At 58.6% G+C, this 20,032-nt stretch carries 17 protein-coding genes; 13 read left to right on the forward strand and 4 right to left on the reverse strand.

Going from position 1 to position 20,032, the window contains the following annotated elements; genetic code table 11:
* Positions 1–47: 47 nt before the first annotated feature.
* Complete coding sequence (locus J7447_RS25875) at positions 48–470, reverse strand: MucR family transcriptional regulator (protein WP_023003602.1); 423 nt, start codon at positions 468–470, stop codon at positions 48–50.
* Between the two features lie 728 nt (positions 471–1,198).
* On the opposite strand from J7447_RS25875, the gene J7447_RS25880 reads away from it, so the two are divergent.
* The 12 genes from J7447_RS25880 to J7447_RS25935 all read left to right on the forward strand — a co-directional run bounded on the left by J7447_RS25880 (position 1,199) and on the right by J7447_RS25935 (position 15,363).
* Positions 1,199–2,329: a porin gene (locus J7447_RS25880; protein WP_023003600.1), complete on the forward strand. Its 1,131-nt coding sequence runs from the start codon at positions 1,199–1,201 to the stop codon at positions 2,327–2,329.
* A gap of 238 nt (positions 2,330–2,567) precedes the next feature.
* A complete protein-coding gene (locus tag J7447_RS25885) occupies positions 2,568–3,596 on the forward strand; it encodes a LacI family DNA-binding transcriptional regulator (protein ID WP_023003596.1) in 1,029 nt (342 codons plus the stop codon).
* Between the two features lie 279 nt (positions 3,597–3,875).
* Positions 3,876–5,804, forward strand: coding sequence for an AMP-binding protein (locus tag J7447_RS25890; protein WP_286189604.1), 1,929 nt, complete (start codon positions 3,876–3,878; stop codon positions 5,802–5,804).
* On the forward strand, positions 5,801–6,628 hold the full coding sequence (locus J7447_RS25895) for an ABC transporter ATP-binding protein (protein ID WP_023003592.1): 828 nt from the start codon (positions 5,801–5,803) through the stop codon (positions 6,626–6,628). Before J7447_RS25890 ends, J7447_RS25895 begins: the two co-directional genes overlap by 4 nt.
* Positions 6,629–6,640: 12 nt before the next feature.
* Positions 6,641–7,594 (forward strand): branched-chain amino acid ABC transporter permease, encoded by a 954-nt coding sequence (locus J7447_RS25900; protein WP_023003590.1) that lies wholly within the window; start codon positions 6,641–6,643, stop codon positions 7,592–7,594.
* A gap of 13 nt (positions 7,595–7,607) precedes the next feature.
* A complete protein-coding gene (locus J7447_RS25905) occupies positions 7,608–8,684 on the forward strand; it encodes a branched-chain amino acid ABC transporter permease (protein WP_023003588.1) in 1,077 nt (358 codons plus the stop codon).
* A 104-nt stretch (positions 8,685–8,788) separates the two neighbouring features.
* Complete coding sequence (locus J7447_RS25910) at positions 8,789–10,120, forward strand: ABC transporter substrate-binding protein (RefSeq protein WP_209171412.1); 1,332 nt, start codon at positions 8,789–8,791, stop codon at positions 10,118–10,120.
* Positions 10,121–10,181: 61 nt separating this feature from the next.
* Entirely contained in the window at positions 10,182–11,036 is an 855-nt protein-coding gene (locus tag J7447_RS25915; protein ID WP_023003584.1) for an ABC transporter ATP-binding protein, read from the forward strand.
* 40 nt (positions 11,037–11,076) lie between these two features.
* Entirely contained in the window at positions 11,077–12,315 is a 1,239-nt protein-coding gene (locus tag J7447_RS25920; protein ID WP_077291732.1) for an AMP-binding protein, read from the forward strand.
* A gap of 299 nt (positions 12,316–12,614) precedes the next feature.
* The gene (hemH, locus tag J7447_RS25925) at positions 12,615–13,694 is read left to right on the forward strand and encodes a ferrochelatase (protein WP_209171413.1); all 1,080 of its coding nucleotides are present in this window, start codon (positions 12,615–12,617) and stop codon (positions 13,692–13,694) included.
* 227 nt (positions 13,695–13,921) lie between these two features.
* A complete protein-coding gene (locus J7447_RS25930) occupies positions 13,922–14,911 on the forward strand; it encodes an SPFH domain-containing protein (RefSeq protein ID WP_209171414.1) in 990 nt (329 codons plus the stop codon).
* Entirely contained in the window at positions 14,908–15,363 is a 456-nt protein-coding gene (locus tag J7447_RS25935) for an NfeD family protein (protein WP_077291733.1), read from the forward strand. The genes J7447_RS25930 and J7447_RS25935 overlap by 4 nt, the downstream gene beginning before the upstream one ends.
* A gap of 53 nt (positions 15,364–15,416) precedes the next feature.
* Here J7447_RS25935 and J7447_RS25940 read toward each other — a convergent pair whose 3' ends face one another.
* The 3 genes from J7447_RS25940 to J7447_RS25950 all read right to left on the reverse strand — a co-directional run bounded on the left by J7447_RS25940 (position 15,417) and on the right by J7447_RS25950 (position 18,339).
* Positions 15,417–16,274, reverse strand: a complete 858-nt coding sequence (locus tag J7447_RS25940; protein ID WP_023003573.1) for a flagellar motor protein MotB — start codon at positions 16,272–16,274, stop codon at positions 15,417–15,419.
* A 126-nt stretch (positions 16,275–16,400) separates the two neighbouring features.
* Complete coding sequence (locus J7447_RS25945) at positions 16,401–17,168, reverse strand: MotA/TolQ/ExbB proton channel family protein (RefSeq protein WP_023003571.1); 768 nt, start codon at positions 17,166–17,168, stop codon at positions 16,401–16,403.
* Between the two features lie 157 nt (positions 17,169–17,325).
* Positions 17,326–18,339 (reverse strand): KpsF/GutQ family sugar-phosphate isomerase, encoded by a 1,014-nt coding sequence (locus J7447_RS25950; RefSeq protein WP_023003569.1) that lies wholly within the window; start codon positions 18,337–18,339, stop codon positions 17,326–17,328.
* A 205-nt stretch (positions 18,340–18,544) separates the two neighbouring features.
* Between J7447_RS25950 and J7447_RS25955 the strand changes: the two genes are divergently transcribed.
* Positions 18,545–20,008, forward strand: coding sequence for an outer membrane beta-barrel protein (locus J7447_RS25955; RefSeq protein ID WP_055661168.1), 1,464 nt, complete (start codon positions 18,545–18,547; stop codon positions 20,006–20,008).
* Positions 20,009–20,032 lie beyond the last annotated feature (24 nt).

Genomic DNA, 20,032 nt, shown 5'->3' on the forward strand with positions numbered 1-20,032 from the left:
GTCCATACCTGGAATATAGCACTGCGCTGTCGGTCTTCAAAACCGGGTTAGCGTTTCCGATGCCCCAGTTTTGCGGCCTTGGCCATTTCGGCCCGTTTTTGCGCGTAGTTGGGTGCAACCATCGGGTAATCCGCGCTCAGGCCCCATTTGCGCCGATACTCGGCGGGGGTCAGGTTGAACTTCGTCTTAAGGTGGCGTGTCAGAAACTTGAATTTCTTGCCGTCCTCGAGACAGACGATGAACTCCGGAGTAACCGAGTGCTTTATAGGCACAGCCGGCACGAGGGGAGCCCGGAATACGGTCGGGGTGTTGTTGGTCGCGGTTTCCAGGGCAACGTGGACATCCAGAATCAACTCGATCAGATCCTGCTGCGGGACCGGGTTGTTCGTCACGTAGTTGGAAACAATTCCCGCGGTGAGCGCCATCAGGTTCGGCGAATCGAAGCTCTCGCCTTCTTCTGGTTCAGCCATGGGAGTTCCTTTTCCGAAATTGGGGACTGGAGAGGGCCGTGGGCGGGGCGGTGCCGGGCGCGCAGGCAAACCGTGCCAAATAGATTTGTTTTACGACTTCGCTTTTCAAGTAGCGATCACGTTTTTATCAAATAAAAAAATGTATGAGGAAATTTGGCCGATTTCGGAAACCGGAGAGTTTTCCATTGGCGCAATCTCAACTGTAGTTCTCAAGAAATACTGGACTAAAAATTCTGGTTGTTCCAAAAACCGCTGAAATCTGCAGGAAAAATAGACAAAATCGAAAATGCGATTTCTTCTCTATAGAAAAACTTGCTTTTCAAAACTGTAAACTGAACAGTGTAGTCATGAAGTTCGCATCTGCAGCAAAAGCAAATGTAAGAAAAACAGCATAAATAAACACAAAGTATTTAAAGTAGTGCAAGGGCGGGGGATATGGGGATGCGGTTTCGGGAGTTCAAGGGCAAAAATGAAAAAGTGAGAAATTGTAAAAAATGTTGGATTATCAATGTGTTGCAAAAATATGACTCCAAATGCCAATGTGCGCCAGAGAAAAATTCTGGCTTGAATTCCGGCGTCGGAACTGGCTTTTTGATGCGGAGACGGCCAACGGGGTGCAAGTAAACGCTTGTTGTTGGTAGTCTAAAGGTTAGTTTGAAGGGGTCGCGTTAAAGTATTCGAATCCGTTCCTTCAGCCTTCCGACTGAATTTGAAACTGGAGTAATGTAATGAAACTCAAGAGTTTGATGCTCGGCGCGGCCGCAGCTGCTGCTGCAACCACCGCCCAGGCGGCTGACCTTCCGGTCGCTCCGGAGCCGGTCGACTATGTTCGCGTTTGTGACGCATACGGCGCGCGCTTCTACTACATCCCGGGCACAGAAACCTGCCTCCGCGTTGGCGGCCGTGTTCGTACCCAGGTTGTCGTCAACAACGTTCTGGAAGACGGTGCCTTCAGTGACCGTGATTCCGACGGCTACTCCTGGCTGTCTCGCGGCTACCTGTACCTGGACGCTCGCACGGCTACCGAATTCGGTACCCTGCGCACCTACGTGTCCATCTACTCCACCGTGACCAACGGCGAAAACAGCACCACGCTGGAAAACGCCTACATCCAGTGGGGCGGTCTGACAGCTGGTCGTCTGACCTCGAACTTCGACATCTTCACCGGTCAGGCCTTTGTCGGTGTCGTGGATCGTGACTGGTCCGACGTAACGTCCAACCAGATTGCCTACACCGCTGCTTTCGGCAACGGCTTCTCCGCGACCATCGCTCTGGAAGACCGTTCCGATCGTGAATATGGTGATTACGGCGGGACCCGTGCTCCGGACTTCGTTGCCGCTCTCGGCGTTTCCCAGGGCTGGGGTTCTGCACAGCTGTCCGGTGCTCTGCACCAGGTTTACCCGGATGCAGCTGCCAACCGCACCAACAATGGTGGTGAAGACTCCCTGGGTTGGGCAGTCGGTGGTGGTGCTGCCATCAACCTGCCGATGCTCAACTCCGGTTCGAACATCTTCTTCCAGGGCTTCTACGCTGATGGCGCACTGTCCTACATCACCACGTATGACGGCGTAGCCGACTACAACGGCGACGACACCTCCACCGGTTACTCGCTGTCTGCTGGTGCCTACATCCAGGCAACTTCCACGATCGGCCTCGCGCTTGACGGTTCCTATGCCGACATCGATGCCGCAACTGGCCTGAACGACGTAACCCGTTACGCAATCGACGGTTCGGTTCAGTGGGAGCCGGTCTCCGGCTTCGTCATGGGTGCAGACGTTGGTTATGCAAACACCGACATCGACACCCAGGGTGACCAGGACGAACTCCTCTTCGGTGTTCGTATGCAGCGCACCTTCTAATCTTACGGTTAGACTCTGACTGACTAAAAATGACCTCCAGTCAGTCAATCGGCCCGGCAGACTCCAAACTGCCGGGCCTCCCCCGTTTTAGGGCACCCGCAGTCGCCAAGAGGAAAAGCGCCGTGTCTGCTGTGCTGTGGTTTCCGCGGCAACACCGAGCCGGTGCGACTGAAAATTCTTTGCCTCTCCAATTGAAAAGACGTGCGACGCCAGAATGTTCTCGGCTAACATTCGCGGAATGCCAAAGTCTGAATACAAAAAGAAAAATCCGACGGTTCAGGACGTCGCCCGCGCTGCCAATGTGTCGACGGCAACTGTCAGCCGCGTGTTGACGACACCCGACAGGGTATCCGCGGAAACCCGGCGCCGCGTGTCGGAAGCGGTCGAAAAGACCGGCTACGTCCTCAATCATGCCGCGCGCAATCTTCGCCGCCGGGACACGGGAACGATCGTTGCGCTCGTTCCGGACATCGGCAATTCCCACTTTTCGAACATTCTCCAGGGCATTGAGACGGTCTGCGCGGAAAGACAGCTGAAAGTGCTGATTGCCGACACGCGCAAGCCGTCCATGTCGCATTCGAGCCTGAGTGACTATTTCAGCAAGAACAATTGCGACGGGATCGTTATCCTGGACGGGCATTTCTCGATTTCCCGAATCAGATCTTCCAATCCCAAGTCCCCGCCCATCGTGCTGGCCGGCGAATGGAGCGACGATCCGGCGGTGCCAATTGCCGTTGTCGACAATCTGATGGGGGCGGATCTGGCAGTGTCGCACCTCCTCGAACTGAAGCACTCGAATATCGGCCACGTAACGGGCCTCCTGTCGCACAAGCCGGGACGGGACCGGCTCGACGGATTCCGGGCCACGTTGGGCGGTGCGGGTCTCGATCCGGCCAGTGCCTGGATCTTCGAGGGGGACTACACGCTGGAAGCCGGCGTCAGGGCCGCAAAGGCATGGCTGGACCTGCCGAACCGTCCGACCGCCGTCTTTTGTGCCAGCGACCGGTCGGCCTTCGGCTTCATTTCATTCCTGAGCGAAGCCGGCATCCGTGTGCCGCAAGATGTTTCGGTTGTGGGGTTTGACGACATCGACATTGCCGGCCATTTCGTGCCGCCACTGACAACAATCCACCAGCCTCGCCGGGCAGTTGGCGAGCAGGCTGCGAAACTGTTGCTCAACCTGCTGGGTGGTGCAAAGCCGGACAACGGCAGCGTTCAACTGGAGCCCTGGCTGGTGGTTCGCAAGAGTGCAGTTGAGCTGGTCTAGGCATCAGTCATTCGCACATGCAGCGCAAATGAAACAATTCGACACGATTGAAACATATTGCTGAAAATCCGCCGTCCTAGCCTGATTTTCAACGGGTTGGGACAGCGTCCTTCTTCGCCTTTAACAATTTACCGGTTGAAGGTTCGGTCGGCACGGCGTTTCATAGCCCCACAGGAAACGACCCTGGAAAACCGGGGCGCCTTCTAAAGGGAAGAAACATCTATGGTAGGGTCGGCCAGCGCTGCATCGCGCGGGGAGGACACCTTTCCGAAGATTCTCATGCGCAACGCGCAAGTCTTCGGAGACCGGACGGCGTTCCGGGAAAAGGATTTCGGGATCTGGCAAAGCTGGACCTGGTCCGAGGTGTGTGAAGAAATCCGCGCATTCTCCATCGGTTTGAAATCTCTGGGCCTGAAGGCTGGAGACAAGATCGCCATCGTCGGTGCAAACCGTCCAAGGCTCTATTGGGCGATGGTTGCCGCCCAGGCACTCGGGGCCGTTCCGGTGCCCGTCTATTCGGACAGTGTCGCCGAGGAAATGGCCTTCGTGCTCGGCCATGCCGAAGTCACCTTCGCGGTGGTCGAGGATCAGGAGCAGGTCGACAAGCTCCTGTCGATGGCGGACGAGGTAAAGTCGCTCACCGAGATCATCTATGATGAAGTGCGCGGCCTGCGCGACTACGATCATACCCACCTGCATGGCTATTCCTCGGTACAGGAAAAGGGACGCGAGCTGCTAGCGGCAACGCCGTCCCTGGCAGCCGAGTGGGAAGCCGGATTCCGCGACGCCAAGGGCTCTGACATTGCGGTGATGCTGTATACCTCCGGCACCACCGGGAGACCGAAGGGCGTGATGCTGTCCTTCGACAATCTGGTCATTTCGGCGCGCAACGGCAACAAGTTCGATCATCTGGACGAGACCGAAGAAGTGCTCGCCTACCTGCCGATGGCCTGGATCGGCGACCACGTGTTCTCCCTGGCGCAGGCTTTCACGGCGGCCTATTGCGTCAACTGTCCGGAAAGCATGGACACGATCGACGTGGACCGGCTTGAAATCGCGCCGACCTATTTCTTCGCACCGCCGCGCGTTTTCGAGAACATGCTGACCCGCATCATGGTGCGCATGGAAGATGCGGGGAAAACCAAGCGTGCAATCTTCGACTATTTCATGGAAGTCGCCCGCAACGTGGGCGAGAAGATCCTGAATGGCGAAACGGTCGGCCTGAAGGACCGGATGCTTTACGCCCTCGGCGAGTTCTGCGTCTACGGACCTCTCAAGAACCGCATGGGTCTCACCCGAATGAAAGTCGGCTACACGGCCGGTGAAGCCATCGGGCCAGAGATCTTCCGCTTCTTCCGCTCGCTCGGCCTCAACCTCAAGCAGCTCTACGGCCAGACCGAAGCCAGCGTCTACATAACGCTGCAGCCGGATGGCGAGATCTACGGCGATACGGTCGGCAAACCTGCTCCCGATGTCGAGCTCAAGATCGCCGACAGCGGTGAAGTGATGTACCGCTCGCCGGGTGTCTTCGTCGGCTATTTCAAGAATGACGAGGCTACCGCCAGCACCAAGACGCCGGACGGCTGGGTGCATACGGGTGATGCCGGCATCATTGCCGAGAACGGCCACCTGAAGATCATCGACCGCGCCAAGGATGTGGGCAAGCTCAATGACGGGGCACTGTTCGCGCCGAAATACATCGAGAACAAGCTGAAGTTCTTCCCGAACATCAAGGAGGCGGTCGCCTTCGGTCACGAGAAGGACATGGTGGGGGTTTTCATCAACATCGATCTGACCGCGGTCGGCTCTTGGGCGGAACGCAACAACGTCAACTATGCCTCCTACCAGGAACTTGCCGCGCATCCAGATGTCTACGGCATGATCGAAAGCCATGTCGATCAGGTGAACCGGGACCTTGCCCGCGAACCGATGATGGCGGGTGCGCAGATCAAGCGGTTCCTGATCCTGCACAAGGAACTGGACGCGGATGACGGCGAGCTCACCCGCACGCAGAAGGTTCGCCGGAGCTTCATCGCCGAACGCTATGGTCCACTCATCGACGCGCTTTACGACGGATCCACCTCCAAGCATGTGCGTACGGAAGTAACCTTTGAAGACGGCCGCAAGGGCGCAATCGAAGCCACCGTCGAGATCCGCGACATGTCCACCCATGACGCCGGAGCGGGCGTACAGGAGGCCGCCGAATGAACGCGATCGTTTCCGACAAGACACTGTCGCCAAATGGTGCGCAGGAACCGGCAGAGCGCGAGGTGCTGCTGCGGGTCGATAACGTGTCGCTGTCCTTCGGCGGCGTGAAGGCGATCACCGACATTTCGTTCGACATCCAGAAGGGCGAGATCCGCGCGATCATCGGTCCGAACGGGGCCGGCAAGACGTCGATGCTCAACGTCATCAACGGATTTTATCATCCGCAGGAAGGCACGATCACCTGGCAGGGTCAGGTGCGCCGCAAGATGAAGCCTTACGAGGCTGCCAGCCAGGGGATTGCCCGGACCTTCCAGAACGTGGCGCTGTTCAAGGGCATGACCACGCTGGACAACATCATGTCCGGCAGAACCCTGAAGATGCACAAGAACTTCTTCTGGCAACTTCTGTGGCGCGGCCCGGCGGAGCGCGAGGAAATCGAACATCGGCGCAAGGTCGAGGACATCATCGATTTCCTTGAAATTCAGGCAATCCGCAAGACACCTGTCGGGCGCTTGCCCTACGGGCTGCAAAAGCGGGTCGAGCTTGGCCGCGCGCTGGCGATGGAGCCGGACCTGTTGCTGCTCGACGAGCCGATGGCCGGTATGAACCTTGAAGAAAAAGAAGACATGAGCCGGTTCATCATCGACGTGAACCAGGAATTCGGCACGACGATCGCCCTGATCGAACATGACATGGGTGTCGTCATGGATCTCTCCGACCGGGTGGTCGTGCTCGACTACGGCAAGAAGATCGCCGACGGGCCACCGGAGGAAGTGCAGGCCAGCCAGGCCGTTATCGACGCTTATCTCGGTGTGAGCCACTAGGAGGGACGAACCATGCTCTACGACATTTTTATCGATCCCTTCGTACAGATGTACCAGATGCCGGATTTCTTCCTGCAGGTCCTGTGGGAAGGTTTCGTCGCCGGAATTCTGTATGCGCTGATCGCGCTGGGTTTCGTGCTGATCTTCAAGGCCTCCGGCGTGTTCAACTTCGCCCAGGGCATCATGGTGGTGTTCGCCGGCCTGACGCTGGTGGGCCTCAACGAAAACGGTGTGCCTGCCTATCTGGCACTGATCCTGACCATCGGCGTGATGGGGGTTCTGGCATACGGAGTGGAACGGGTGGTCATGAGACCCCTGGTCAACCAGCCGGAAATCATCCTTCTGATGGCGACCATCGGTCTGACATATTTCCTGGTCGGCTTCGGTGAATTCGTCTTCGGCGGCGAGCCCAAGCAGATGATCACCGAGCAACTGGGGCTGCCAACCGGCTCGACCGCGTTCGAGTTCGGTGACCGGGGTCTCGTGATCCTGCAGCATATCGATATTGCGGCAGCCGTGATCGCGGTGGTGATGGTGACGGCGCTCGGCATCTTCTTCAACAAGACGCGGATCGGCCGGGCCTTGCGGGCCGTTGCTGACGACCACCAGGCTGCCCTTTCCGTCGGTATCTCTCTCAACCAGATCTGGGCGATCGTCTGGTTCGCAGCAGGCCTCGTGGCCCTGGCGACCGGTATCATGTGGGGGGCGCGGTCCGACGTGTCCTTCGCGCTGGAAATCGTAGCGTTCAAGGCGTTGCCGGTGCTGATCCTCGGCGGCTTCACGTCGATCCCGGGTGCCATTGTCGGCGGCCTGATCATCGGCTTCGGCGAGAAGATCGGCGAACTGTACTGGGGTGGTCTTGTCGGGGGCGGGATTGAATCCTGGCTCGCCTATATCATCGCCCTGATCTTTCTTCTGTTCCGGCCACAAGGCCTCTTCGGCGAACGTATCATCGAGCGGATCTAGGGATATCTGACCCATGTTTTATCGCGAAGCTGGCCAATTCAAGACGAGCTACAAGGCGGATCAGGCGCTGTTCCCGATCCTCCAGGACCGCGTCGGCCTGGCCGTTATTCTGATCACGGCGTTTGCGGTCATTCCGGCCCTTGCAAACGACTTCTTCCTGACCTCCATCATGATCCCGTTCCTGGTGTTTTCGCTGGCGGCGATCGGGCTGAACATCCTGACCGGGTTCTGCGGACAGTTGTCCCTGGGAACCGGTGCGTTCATGGGGGTCGGTGCCTATGCCGCCTACAAGCTGACGTCGATCTTTCCCGATGCCAATGTCATCGTGATGGTTCTGGTGTCCGGCGTGTTCTCGGCTGCCATCGGTGCGGTCTTCGGACTGCCGAGCCTGCGCATCAAGGGGCTTTACCTGGCGGTGACGACGCTCGCCGCGCAGTTCTTCCTGGAATGGTGCTTCATCCGTATTCCGTGGCTCTACAACTACAACGCCTCCGGCGCGATCGAAGTGCCGCGCCGCGAAGTCTTCGGCATCATCGCCACGGGGGCGGAAGCAACGCCGCTGGCACGCTACTTCATCGTTCTCGGTATCACGGTGCTGATCGCCTTCCTGATGGCGAACGTCCTGCGCGGCCGAATCGGCAGATCCTGGATGATGATCCGCGACATGGACATTGCGGCTGAACTCATCGGCGTTCGCCCGCTGCAGACCAAGCTGATGGCCTTTGCCGTGTCGTCCTACATCTGCGGCGTGGCCGGTGCGATGATGGTCTTCTTCTGGCTGAATGCCGCCGAGCCGTCGTCCTACTCCATCCGGTTGTCCTTCCAGGTGCTGTTCATGGTGATCCTGGGCGGCCTGGGCAGCCTCGGCGGAGCCTTCATGGGGGCCGCCTTCATCTGGATCCTGCCTGTTGTTCTGAAATTCGTACCCGGCCTCCTCGGCATCGACCTGGCCGCGGAGACCGTGGAGCACGCGACCTTCATGATCGTTGGCGCTCTCATCATTTTCTTCCTGATCGTCGAACCGCACGGCTTTGCGCGGCTTTGGCAGATCGCGAAGCAGAAGCTCAGGGTCTGGCCGTTCCCTTACTAGGGGCTGCCAGCCTTTTCGCCCGCCATCCGGACATGGACCGATCCGGTGAGGAATGGCGCAACCGGTCCGGCGGTATTCATTTCGATGCCGCGTGGGAGGAGAATATGAAAAGCATTAAGCAATTTGCGCTGGGAACCGCTGTTGCGCTCGGGGTCGGTCTCTCCGGCGCCATGACGACCGCGGTCCAGGCACAAGATACCAACTATGTGCCGCTCCTGACTTACCGGACCGGGCCTTACGCCGGCTCCGGCATCCATATCGCCAACGGCATGCATGACTACCTGCAGATGCTGAACGAGCGCGATGGCGGCATCGGTGGCGTCAAGCTGGCGCTGGAAGAGTGTGAAACCGGCTACAACGCCCAGAAAGGCGTCGAGTGCTACGAAGCCACCAAGGGCAAGGGCGCGCTGGTCTACAATCCGTATTCCACCGGTATCACGCTTCAGCTAATCCCCAAGGCCGGTGTCGACAAGATCCCGGTTCTTTCGATGGGCTACGGCCTGTCGGCTGCCGCTGTCGGTTCCACGTTCCCGTGGATCTTCAACGTGCCGGACACCTACTGGGACGGCGCTTCCGTGGTCATCAAGTACATCGGTGAGCAGGAAGGCGGTCTTGAAAACCTCAAGGGCAAGAAGATCGGTTACATCTTCCTTGACGCCGGTTACGGCCGCGAGCCCCTGCCGCTTTTGGAACAGCTGGCCGAAAAATACGGCTTCGAGCTGCTGCAGTACCCGGTTCCGGGTGCGGAAATGCAGAACCAGTCCTCACAGTGGCTCAACGTACGCCGCGACCGTCCGGACTACATGATCATGTGGGGCTGGGGTGCGATGAACCCGACCGCCGTCAAGGAAGCCGTCAAGATCCGCTTCCCGATGGACAAGTTCATCGGTGTGTGGTGGTCCGCGGGTGACGACGATGCTGCTGCCGGTGGTGAAGGTGCCAAGGGCTACAAGGCACTGAACTTCTCCGGTGTCGGCGCCGACTTCCCAGCTCTCGATGACATCAAGAAACACGTCATCGATACAGGCAAGTCCTCCACCGATGCGGAGACGATCGGAAGCACGCTCTATAACCGTGGCGTCCTGAACTCGGTCATCATCGCGGAAGGTATTCGCAGCGCCCAGCAACTGACCGGCAGGACGGTCATCACGGGCGAAGACATGCGTCTTGGTCTCGAGGCTCTCAACCTGGACGAGGCTCGTCTGGCTGAGCTCGGCCTGAAGGGCTTTGCTCATCCGATGAAAGTGACCTGCGATGACCATGCCGGCAGCCATCCGGTGTTCATCCAGGAGTGGGACGGCAAGAAGTGGCGTCAGGCTTCTGACTGGATCGAACCGATGACCGATGTGGTCCGTCCGCTGCTGGAAGCAGCCGCTGCGGAATACGCAGAAAAGAATGCGCCGTGGCCGGCGCGCACCGAACCCTGCCCGAACTGATAGGCAGTCCGCTCCGCCGCGCCGCATAAACGTGCGGCGGAGCAACCAGGGAGAAGAGGGAATGGCATTGCTGGATGTAGAACAGCCTGGTTCGCAGGGCGCTCGGGATGCTGCCGGGACAATCCTGTCGGTCAACAATATCGAGGTCATTTATGACCACGTGATCCTGGTGCTGAAGGGCGTGTCGCTGACGATTCCCAAAGGCGGGATCGTGGCGCTGCTCGGCGCGAATGGAGCGGGCAAGACGACCACGCTGAAAGCGATTTCGAACCTGCTTGGTGCCGAACGTGGCGAAGTGACAAAGGGCAAGATCCTTTTCGATGGCGAAGAAGTCCAGGCGCTGTCGCCAAACGATCTGGTTCGCCGGGGATGCATCCAGGTGATGGAGGGCCGGCATTGTTTCGGTCACCTGTCCATCGAGGAAAACCTGCTCACGGGCGCCTACACCCGCAAGGACGGGTACAGCGCCGTGAAGGCTGACCTGGAGATGGTCTACAATTATTTTCCGCGTCTGCGCGAGCGGCGTGGCAGTCAGGCGGGCTACACCTCCGGCGGCGAACAGCAGATGTGCGCTATCGGCCGTGCCCTGATGAGCCGGCCGAAGATGATCCTGCTGGATGAACCGAGCATGGGGCTGGCGCCTCAGCTTGTGGAGGAAATCTTCGAGATCGTCCGCCAGCTCAACCAAAAGGAAGGCGTGTCCTTCCTGCTTGCCGAACAGAACACCAACGTGGCGCTGAAATACGCGACCTACGGCTACATTCTGGAATCCGGCCGCATTGTGCTCGACGGCGACGCAAAGGCGTTGCGCGAGAACGAGGACGTCAAGGAATTCTATCTGGGCGTTGGCGGCGAGGGCCGTCGGTCGTTCCGGAATGTCAAACATTATAAGCGAAGGAAGCGCTGGCTGGCCTGACGGGGTTTCAGACACAGGGCCGAAACAGGCGGAGACGACCATGAGCGACATTCAGTTTGACGCGCGCGAGCGGCAAGACGCCGCTCAGCGCGAACGGGATCTTTTTGCCCGATTGCCGGATCTTCTGGTCCATGCGACAGGCAAATCCTCCGGGTGGGCCGCACATCTGGACGGATGCGATATTGCTGGCGTTACAGACCGGACAGCGCTCGCGGGACTGCCGGTTCTGCGCAAGTCGGACCTTCTGGAAAAGCAACGGGCACAGCCCCCCTTCGGCGGATTTCTGGCAGGTGAACTTTCCGGTGCTGCAAGGGTTTTCATGTCGCCAGGACCTATCTGGGAACCGCAGGCACCCGGACTCGATCCCTGGAATGGTGCGCGAAGCCTGTTCGCAGCCGGTTTCCGCAAGGGCGATGTGGTTCTCAACGCGTTTTCCTATCACCTGACACCGGGTGGTTTCATTCTGGATCAAGGTGCCATTGCACTTGGATGCACGGTGTTTCCCGCCGGCGTTGGCAATACGGACAGTCAGGTCGAAGCGATCGAGGTGCTCAAACCGTCCGGTTTCGTCGGCACGCCGGACTATCTGAAGATCCTCCTCGATCGTGGCCGGGACCAGGGCCGGGATGTCTCCTCCATCAAGAAGGCCCTGGTCTCGGGTGGTGCACTGTTTCCATCCCTGCGCGAAGAATACGAGGCAGGCGGCATTCGTGTCGGACAGTGCTACGCGACAGCGGACCTCGGCGTCATCGCCTATGAAAGCGAGGCAAGGGAGGGCATGGTCGTCAACGAGGACTACATCGTGGAGATCGTGCGCCCGGGCACCGGCGAGCCGGTGGCAGATGGTGAGGTCGGCGAACTGGTGGTCACCAACTTCAACAGCCTTTATCCGCTGATCCGCTTCGCAACCGGCGATCTGTCCAAGATCATTCCCGGACAGTCGCCCTGCGGACGCACCAACATGCGGCTTGCCGGCTGGATGGGACGGGCAGATCAGCGCACCAAGGTCAAAGGCATGTTCGTCGACCCGGCGCAGATCGCGCAGATCGTTGCCGCCCATCCGGAAATCAGCAAGGCCCGCCTTGCCGTCAGCCGCATAGGCGAGGCCGATGCCATGACACTGACCGTGGAAACCGACGCCTCCGGCAACGGCTTGCCGGAACGGGTTGCGGAAACACTGCGTGAAGTGACCCATCTGAAGGGGGACGTCCTGACCGTTGCTCCGGGCGGTTTGCCGAATGACGGCAAGGTGATTGCGGATGAACGGGAGTACGGTTGAGGCTCGGAACAACGTGCAGGCATGCCTCCGGAGTTAATGCAAGTTTCAGTGTCATCCTGAGGAAGCGCGCAACCGCTATTTCGAAGAATGGGCTGCATACTCCGGAGCAGGTTGCCCATCCGACGGGACGAAGCTGGCGGCTCTCCTCAGGTTGAGGTCTTTTGTTGTTGCACTTCCGCCTGAAATTCGGTGATCTGCCTGCTCAAATCTGCGTATGACAAATGCCGCATTGGCCTCGGCATGTGCTTGGCCTATGTATGGCGTCAGACAGACAGATCGTTTTAGGACCAATCCCGCAGATGACCGTTCAACCGACCGCGCCGATCGCAGCCGACCAGGAAGCCGCATTCAGAAAACTCGTCCTGCCGAAGGACCATCCTTCGGTCAAGAGCGGCAAGGTGGGCGTGCTTCTGGTCAATCTGGGCACACCGGACGGCACAGACTATTGGCCGATGCGTCGGTATCTGCGCGAATTCCTGTCCGACAAGCGCGTTATCGAGTGGCCCCGGGCAATTTGGTATCCGATCCTCTATGGCATTGTTTTGATGACCCGGCCGGGAAAGTCCGGCAAGGCTTATGAGGAGATCTGGAACAAGGAAAAGGACGAGTCGCCTCTGCGCACGATCACGCGCAGCCAGTCGGACAAACTGTCCGAGATGCTGGGCGATGCGGACGGCAAGCTGAAGATCGACTGGGCGATGCGCTATGGTCAGCCGTCGATCCCGGACAGGTTGAAGGCGCTCAAGGACGAGGGCTGCGACCGGATCCTGATCTTCCCGCTTTATCCGCAGTATTCGGCAACCACCACGGCGACCGTCAGTGACGTTGTTTGCAAGACACTTTTGAAGATGCGCTGGCAACCGGCGATCCGGACCGTGCCACCCTATCACGACGACCCGGTCTATGTGACTGCCCTCGCAAAATCAGTTGAGCGGCATCTGGAAAGCCTCGATTTCAAGCCGGACGTGGTGCTGACCTCCTACCATGGCATTCCGCAATCCTATTTCAAACGCGGCGACCCCTATCATTGCCACTGCATGAAGACGACCCGTCTCATGCGCGAGGTCCTGGGCTGGGACGCCGAGAAACTGCGCGTGACCTTCCAGTCCCGGTTCGGTCCGGAAGAATGGTTGCAGCCCTACACGGACAAGACCGTCGAACAGCTGGCCAAGGACGGCGTGAAAAACGTTGCGGTGATGAACCCGGGTTTCGTTGCAGACTGTCTCGAGACGCTTGAGGAAATTGCCGGCGAGGCCGGGGAGATCTTCGAAGAGAGCGGCGGCGAGAATTTCAGCCATATCCCCTGTCTGAACGACAGCGATCTTGGCATGGACGTGCTGTCCCATATCGTACGGCGGGAACTTGGCGGCTGGATTTGACCAGCCGCAAATCCACAGGCGTTTAACCTTGCTGGTGGAAAATACTCGTAAAATTTCGCGATACTGCCCATAAGTCACGGCACTGTTTCACGAGCGCCTTAAGTGTTTGTGCGAACAGGGCTAGCGGACGCGTGTCCGTATCGGCTCAACGCCGCAAATACGCTGGAAACGCTCTGGTATTCGGCGCATAGTGACGGTGCTATTTTAGAAAATTACGGGAGACGTATATGCCAATCGCGGGATTTGACATTTTCCTGATCGGCCTTGTCGTGCTGGTCATTCTGGTCTTTTTCGCCGGCGTAAAGACGGTGCCGCAAGGCTACAATTATACGGTCGAACGTTTTGGCAAGTACCGGAAGACGCTGACGCCGGGTCTGAACTTCATCATCCCGTTCATCGACAGGATCGGCCACAAGCTCAACATGATGGAGCAGGTGCTGGATGTTCCGACCCAGGAAGTGATCACCCGCGACAATGCGACGGTGAGCGCGGACGGCGTGACCTTCTACCAGGTGCTCGATGCTGCGCGTGCTGCCTACGAAGTGCTTGGTCTTCAAAACGCCATTTTGAACCTGACCATGACCAACATCCGCTCGGTGATGGGGTCGATGGATCTCGACAACCTTCTGTCCAACCGCGATGAAATCAATGCCCAGATCCTGCGCGTCGTCGATGCGGCTGCAGAGCCATGGGGCATCAAGATCACCCGTATAGAGATAAAGGACATCAATCCGCCGCGCGATCTGGTGGATGCCATGGCCCGCCAGATGAAGGCGGAGCGTGAAAAGCGTGCCTACATTCTCGAGGCCGAGGGCAAGCGCCAGTCGGAAATCCTGAAAGCCGAAGGCCAGAAGCAGTCGCTTATCCTGGAGGCCGAAGGCCGCCGCGAATCCGCGTTCCGTGATGCGGAAGCCCGCGAACGCGAGGCGGAAGCGGAAGCCAAGGCAACGCAGCTGGTGAGCGCGGCCATTGCCGCCGGTGACGTTCAGGCGATCAACTACTTCGTCGCCAACAAATATGTCGAAGCCTTCAAGGAACTGGCGACCTCGCGCAATCAGAAGACGCTCATCCTCCCGATGGAAGCGACTTCGCTGCTGGGGGCCTTGAGCGGTATCGGCGCCATTGCCAAGGAAGCGTTCGGTGAAGACGGCTCTTCCAAGCGGTCGTCCGCGCGCATTCCCAATACAAGCAGTGATCAGGGAGACGAGAACCGGTGAGCCTGATTGAAAGCACGATCGCGGCCCTCGGGCCCTGGAGCTGGTTCGTTCTGGGGCTTCTGCTGCTGGGACTCGAGATCCTGGCGCCTGGCACGATTTTTCTCTGGTTTGGCCTGTCGGCGCTTGTCGTCGGTGTCGTGGCTCTGTTGTTCGATTTCGCCTGGCAGGTGGATGTTGGGCTGTTCCTCGTGCTGTCACTTGTCAGCCTGCTGATCGGACGCCGGCTGATGCAGAAGCTTGCGTCGGAAAAGGGTGATCCGGGCTTAAATCAGCGCGGCAGCCGTTATGTCGGCCGGGAATTCACCCTTGCCGCGCCCTTGAACGAGGGTGCCGGAAACCTGTCCATCGATGACACGATCTGGCGCATTACCGGACCGGACATGCCGGCTGGCACGAAAGTTCGTGTCGAGGCAATTGACGGGGCGCGGCTGGTGGTCTCGCGGGTCAGCTAGATCTCACCGGCATCGTACGCGTTTCCTTTGCAGGGGGCTCTTGCCGTACGGGACTAAAGTTTGTGGCCTGCCGGCAGCGGCGGTTCTTCAGCCTTGAGCAGAATGCCGATCCTGCGGTTTGCCGCCAGGTAGGGGTCGTTGGGGAACAATGGTTCGGTGTCGGCCTTGCCAACCACTGAATAGAACTGATTGTCCGGCACGCCGTATTCGGACAGGATCTGCCGGGCGACATTGGCGCGTTCGCTGGATAGCTCCCAGCCGGTATAGCTTGGATCTATGGACTGGCGGCCGGCAGTCGTGTGGCCTGTAATCTCGATGCGATTTGGCATCTGCGACAGCACAGGTGCCATCTTGGCGATCAGGCGGCGGGTCGTCTCGTAAGGATACTTCGAGCCTTCCCGGAACATTGAGCGCCCGTCCTGATCGACGAGCATGATGTTCAGTCCGTCCTCGGATTCTTCCAGAATGATGTTGCTGGAAATCTCGGTGATTTCCGGCATCTCCTGCCAGGCCTGGCGCAGCGAGGCGGCAGCCGTCGCGAATTGCCGCGGTTTTTCGATATCGGCTTCCAGCGTGTCGTGGGTGTTGGCTTCCGGGCCCTGTTTGCGCCGCTGTTCATGGCGCACCTGGGAGAAGTCGGAATCCATCTCCTGTTCGACCTGGCTGATATCCTTCATGTAGTCGCGGATCGGAATGCCCTCGACCTCGATGATACCGGTCTTGCGGGACGTGTCTTTCACACCGAAGGCTTCGCGCATGGACCCGGCGACCACCTGAAGCTTTTCCTTGTCCTGAATGGAAAAGGAAATGATCAGAACGAAGAAGCAGACGAGCAGGGACATCAGATCGGCAAAGGTCACCAGCCAGTCCGGTGCGCCGCCGCCGCCTTGAGGTTTCTGTTTCTTTGCCATCGCGCTGTGGTCGCTCTTTTGTCAGTTCCGGATCAGACTTGGTACGATCGATTGCGATTTAGCCCTTACCAATCGCTTCCAGGGTTGGCGAACAATCTGCCCGGGTTCATCTGAACGCTTCCTGCTCTAGGCCGCGTCCGCCAGTTCGGCGCGCAATTTGTCCGGCAGGTATGCAATCAGCATTTCCTTGATCAAGGCCGGGCTCTTGGATTCGCGGATCTGGCAAACACCGTCGATGATCAGCGTCTGGTTGAGATCGTCGACGTCGAATTTCGCATCCAGCTTGTCCACCAGAGGCAGACAGAGGATGTTGGAGATCAACGCGCCGTAAAGGGTCGTCAGAAGGGCGACGGCCATGGAAGGGCCGATTGCCGCAGGGTCGTCCATGTTGGCAAGCATCTGCACCAGGCCGACCAGCGTCCCGATCATGCCGAAGGCGGGAGCGGAATCGCCAAGTGCCTTGAAAACGCGCTTGCCTTCCGCGAGCCGGGAAAGCTGCAGGTCGCGCTCGCGTTCCATCGATTCCTTGATGAATTCCAGCTCATAGCCGTCCGCAATATATTGCACACCCTTGGCAAGGACCGGATCGGAGACGTCCACGTTCTCCAGGCCAAGCGGGCCGGACTTGCGGACGATTTCACCCAGGTTGCTGATTTCGGTAATCAGGTCGCGAGGGCTTGCGTTCTTGCCCGCAAGCGCAACCTTGAAGCCTGTAACGAAAGCAGTGGCGATGTCGGTAAGCTGGAAGCGGATCAGCGTGGCGGCGAGACCGCCGCCGACCACGATGAGGACCGACGGCACGTCAATAAACTGACCGAAACTGCCACCAAGAAAAATAGCGGTCGTCACGATGCCAAAGGCACCCACAATGCCGATTAATGTCGCCAGATCCATTCTGTACACACACCAAGGTCTGCGGCGTCAAGCCGATGAAACTTTGGGGCAGTGTAAGAGGCTTATGGCTAATCAAATCCTAATGACGCGCCACTTGCGGGTCGGAAAAGAAACTTTTTCGACCCCGTGAGGCAATATTGCCTGCTTCGGTAAAAGATCAGGCTGCGCCGATGCGAAGAAGATCGTGCAGATGGACAATGCCGACGGGGCGACCGTCCTCGATCACGAACACGGAGGTGATCGACAGGCTGTTGGCCAATTCAAGAATTGAAGCCGACAATGTGTCCGGAGAAACGGTCTTTGGAGCACGCGTCATGATTTCACCGGCGGATTTTGCCAGGAGATTTGACGAAACATGGCGGCGCAAGTCACCGTCGGTGATGATGCCGATCAACTGTTTCAGCTCGTCGACGACACCCAGCACACCGAAGCCGCGCTGGGTCATCAGGACGATGCCTTCGCTCATCGAGGTGTTTGCGGACACCAGCGGCATGCGTTCGCCGGTGTGCATGATGTCCTTGGCCGTTTTCAGGCTGGCGCCCAGGCGGCCGCCCGGGTGGAACACGCGGAAGTCCTGCGCGGTAAACCCACGTCCTTCCAGAAGAGCCACAGCGAGTGCATCACCGACGGCCAGCTGAATGAGGGCGGAGGTTGTCGGGGCGAGGCCATGCGGGCAGGCCTCGGTGACAGCAGGCAGGTTCATGACGATATCAGCTGCACGGCCGAGGGTGCTGTCCTTGCGCGAAGTGATCGCGATCAAGGGCACCTTGAAGCGACGGGTGTAGCTGACGATGCCTGCCAGTTCCTGGGTTTCACCCGACCAGGACAGGGCGATCACGACGTCGTCTTCGGTGATCATGCCCAGGTCGCCGTGACTGGCTTCACTGGCATGAACGAAGAAAGACGGCGTTCCCGTTGACGCAAGGCTTGCTGCGATCTTGGTGCCGATATGACCACTCTTGCCGATGCCGGTGATGACAACGCGTCCCTTGCTCTTTTGAATGAGATCGAAGGTCTTCTGGAACGGGATGGCAAGTCCGTTCTTCAGCGCTGCGCGAACGGCACTCAGGCCGGCAATTTCGGTTTCCAGGGTCCGCTCTGCGGAGACGAGGCACAGGGACGTCATGTCTGTATTTTCTTCGGAAACCGGATCACGCAGAACGGTGGTCATGAACATAATTCTTTTTTTATTTAGGATCGCCTAGCTCTATGCCAGTCGCCGACGGGGATCAAGAACCCGTGATCTATTAAATGCATTAGATCAGGTGACTTTATGTAACTTTGTGTAACCTTCCAAATTGCGAAAAAGAAACGAAGGATTAACCATCATTCGTCAGGTTGGACCGGACATTCCACGTCGACTGGTCCCGGAATTCATGCGCAGCTTTCTGCCTCTGATCACTTTTCTTGCCGTTTTGCAGGCCGTTTCCGCGGCTGCACAAACGACGCTTGACGATTTGCGTGGATCGGACGACCCAGGCGGTGCGCAAGAATCAGCAGACCCTTCCGATCAGGCAGCCCAGGCGGCAGACCGCAATCCTACGCAGGCAAATGTCTTTTCCCTTCGTTCGACACTGAATTCGGCAACAGCGGAAACCGGATCGAGCGGCCTTGGAACCAATGGCAGAGCCACTCCTGTCAGGCCATTTGCCGACAGGATTGCAGCTGTCGACAGGGCGGTTCCTCTATCGGACAGCGGTATCGACGACAGCGTTTTTGGCGGAGATACGACCTTCGATGCGGCACAGGGGATCCGGCTCGGGTCCTTCACGCTGACGCCCCAACTGACCGTCTCGACAGGTTGGACCGATAACCGGTCACAGGCGGCAGACGGAACCTCTGGCAAGTTCTACCGGATTTCTCCCGATGTTTCGCTGACCTCGAACTGGTCACGCCATCAGCTGGACACGTCGCTGCGAGGTTCCTTCACCGGATATCCCGGTGATACCGACGACAACGAGGCGAATGTCTTTGCGGCGGCAAACCTGCGGCTCGATATCAGCGAAGCGACACAGGTCACGACCAGTATATCCTACACGCTCAGCCAGGAGGACGACGGCAGCGCAGAATCGGCTTCCGGGACCGACTACGATCACGAACTTTCGGGAAGCCTCAGTGGTACGCGCGCAGTCGGCATCGTTGCCGCAACAGCTTCGCTTGGCGTCGACCGGAATTTCTATACGTCGGAAAGCGGCTCGGAATCCGGACGCAACAACACGCTCTACTCCGCCAGCCTGCGGCTGGACGGCAATACCGGCAGCGTGTTTTCCCCGTTCGTCGAGGGGGCGCTGCTTCTGCGGCGCTATGACGATACCTGTAGCGATGCCTTGTGCGAAAAACGAAATGCCAATGGCTATCAGGTCATGGGTGGTGTCACCATCGCATCAGGCCCCAAACTGACCGGGGAACTCGGTGCGGGGTGGCGGATCGAGGACATTGAGGATGAGAGGCTTGAAAACCTGTCAGGCCTGATTGCCGACGCCTCCCTGGTCTGGTCGCCAAGCCGCCTGACGACGGTTACCGCTGGTCTTGGCACCTCCTTCGAGGCAACCGATATCGACGGTGCCAGCGGTTCGATCATCTACTCCGGCGACCTGCGCCTTGCTCATGCCTTCAGTGATCGTCTGGTGGGCGAGACCGGTGTCGGTTACAGTTACCGGACCTATGAAGGTGTTTCGATCGAAGAGCGTACCCTGACAGGGTTTGGTGGTCTGACCTTCGCTGTGACGAAGAACATTGCGGTGACGGCGGATTATACCCATCGTCGTTTCGACAGTTCCCAGCAGGGGAACGACTATTCCGAAAACGCTGTTGAAGCCGGGTTTAGATTGCGGCATTAACGTCACGGTAACCAAATCAACATC

Origin of the sequence: Labrenzia sp. R5_0, from assembly GCF_017743835.1 — a bacterium.
Lineage (GTDB): Bacteria > Pseudomonadota > Alphaproteobacteria > Rhizobiales > Stappiaceae > Roseibium > Roseibium algicola.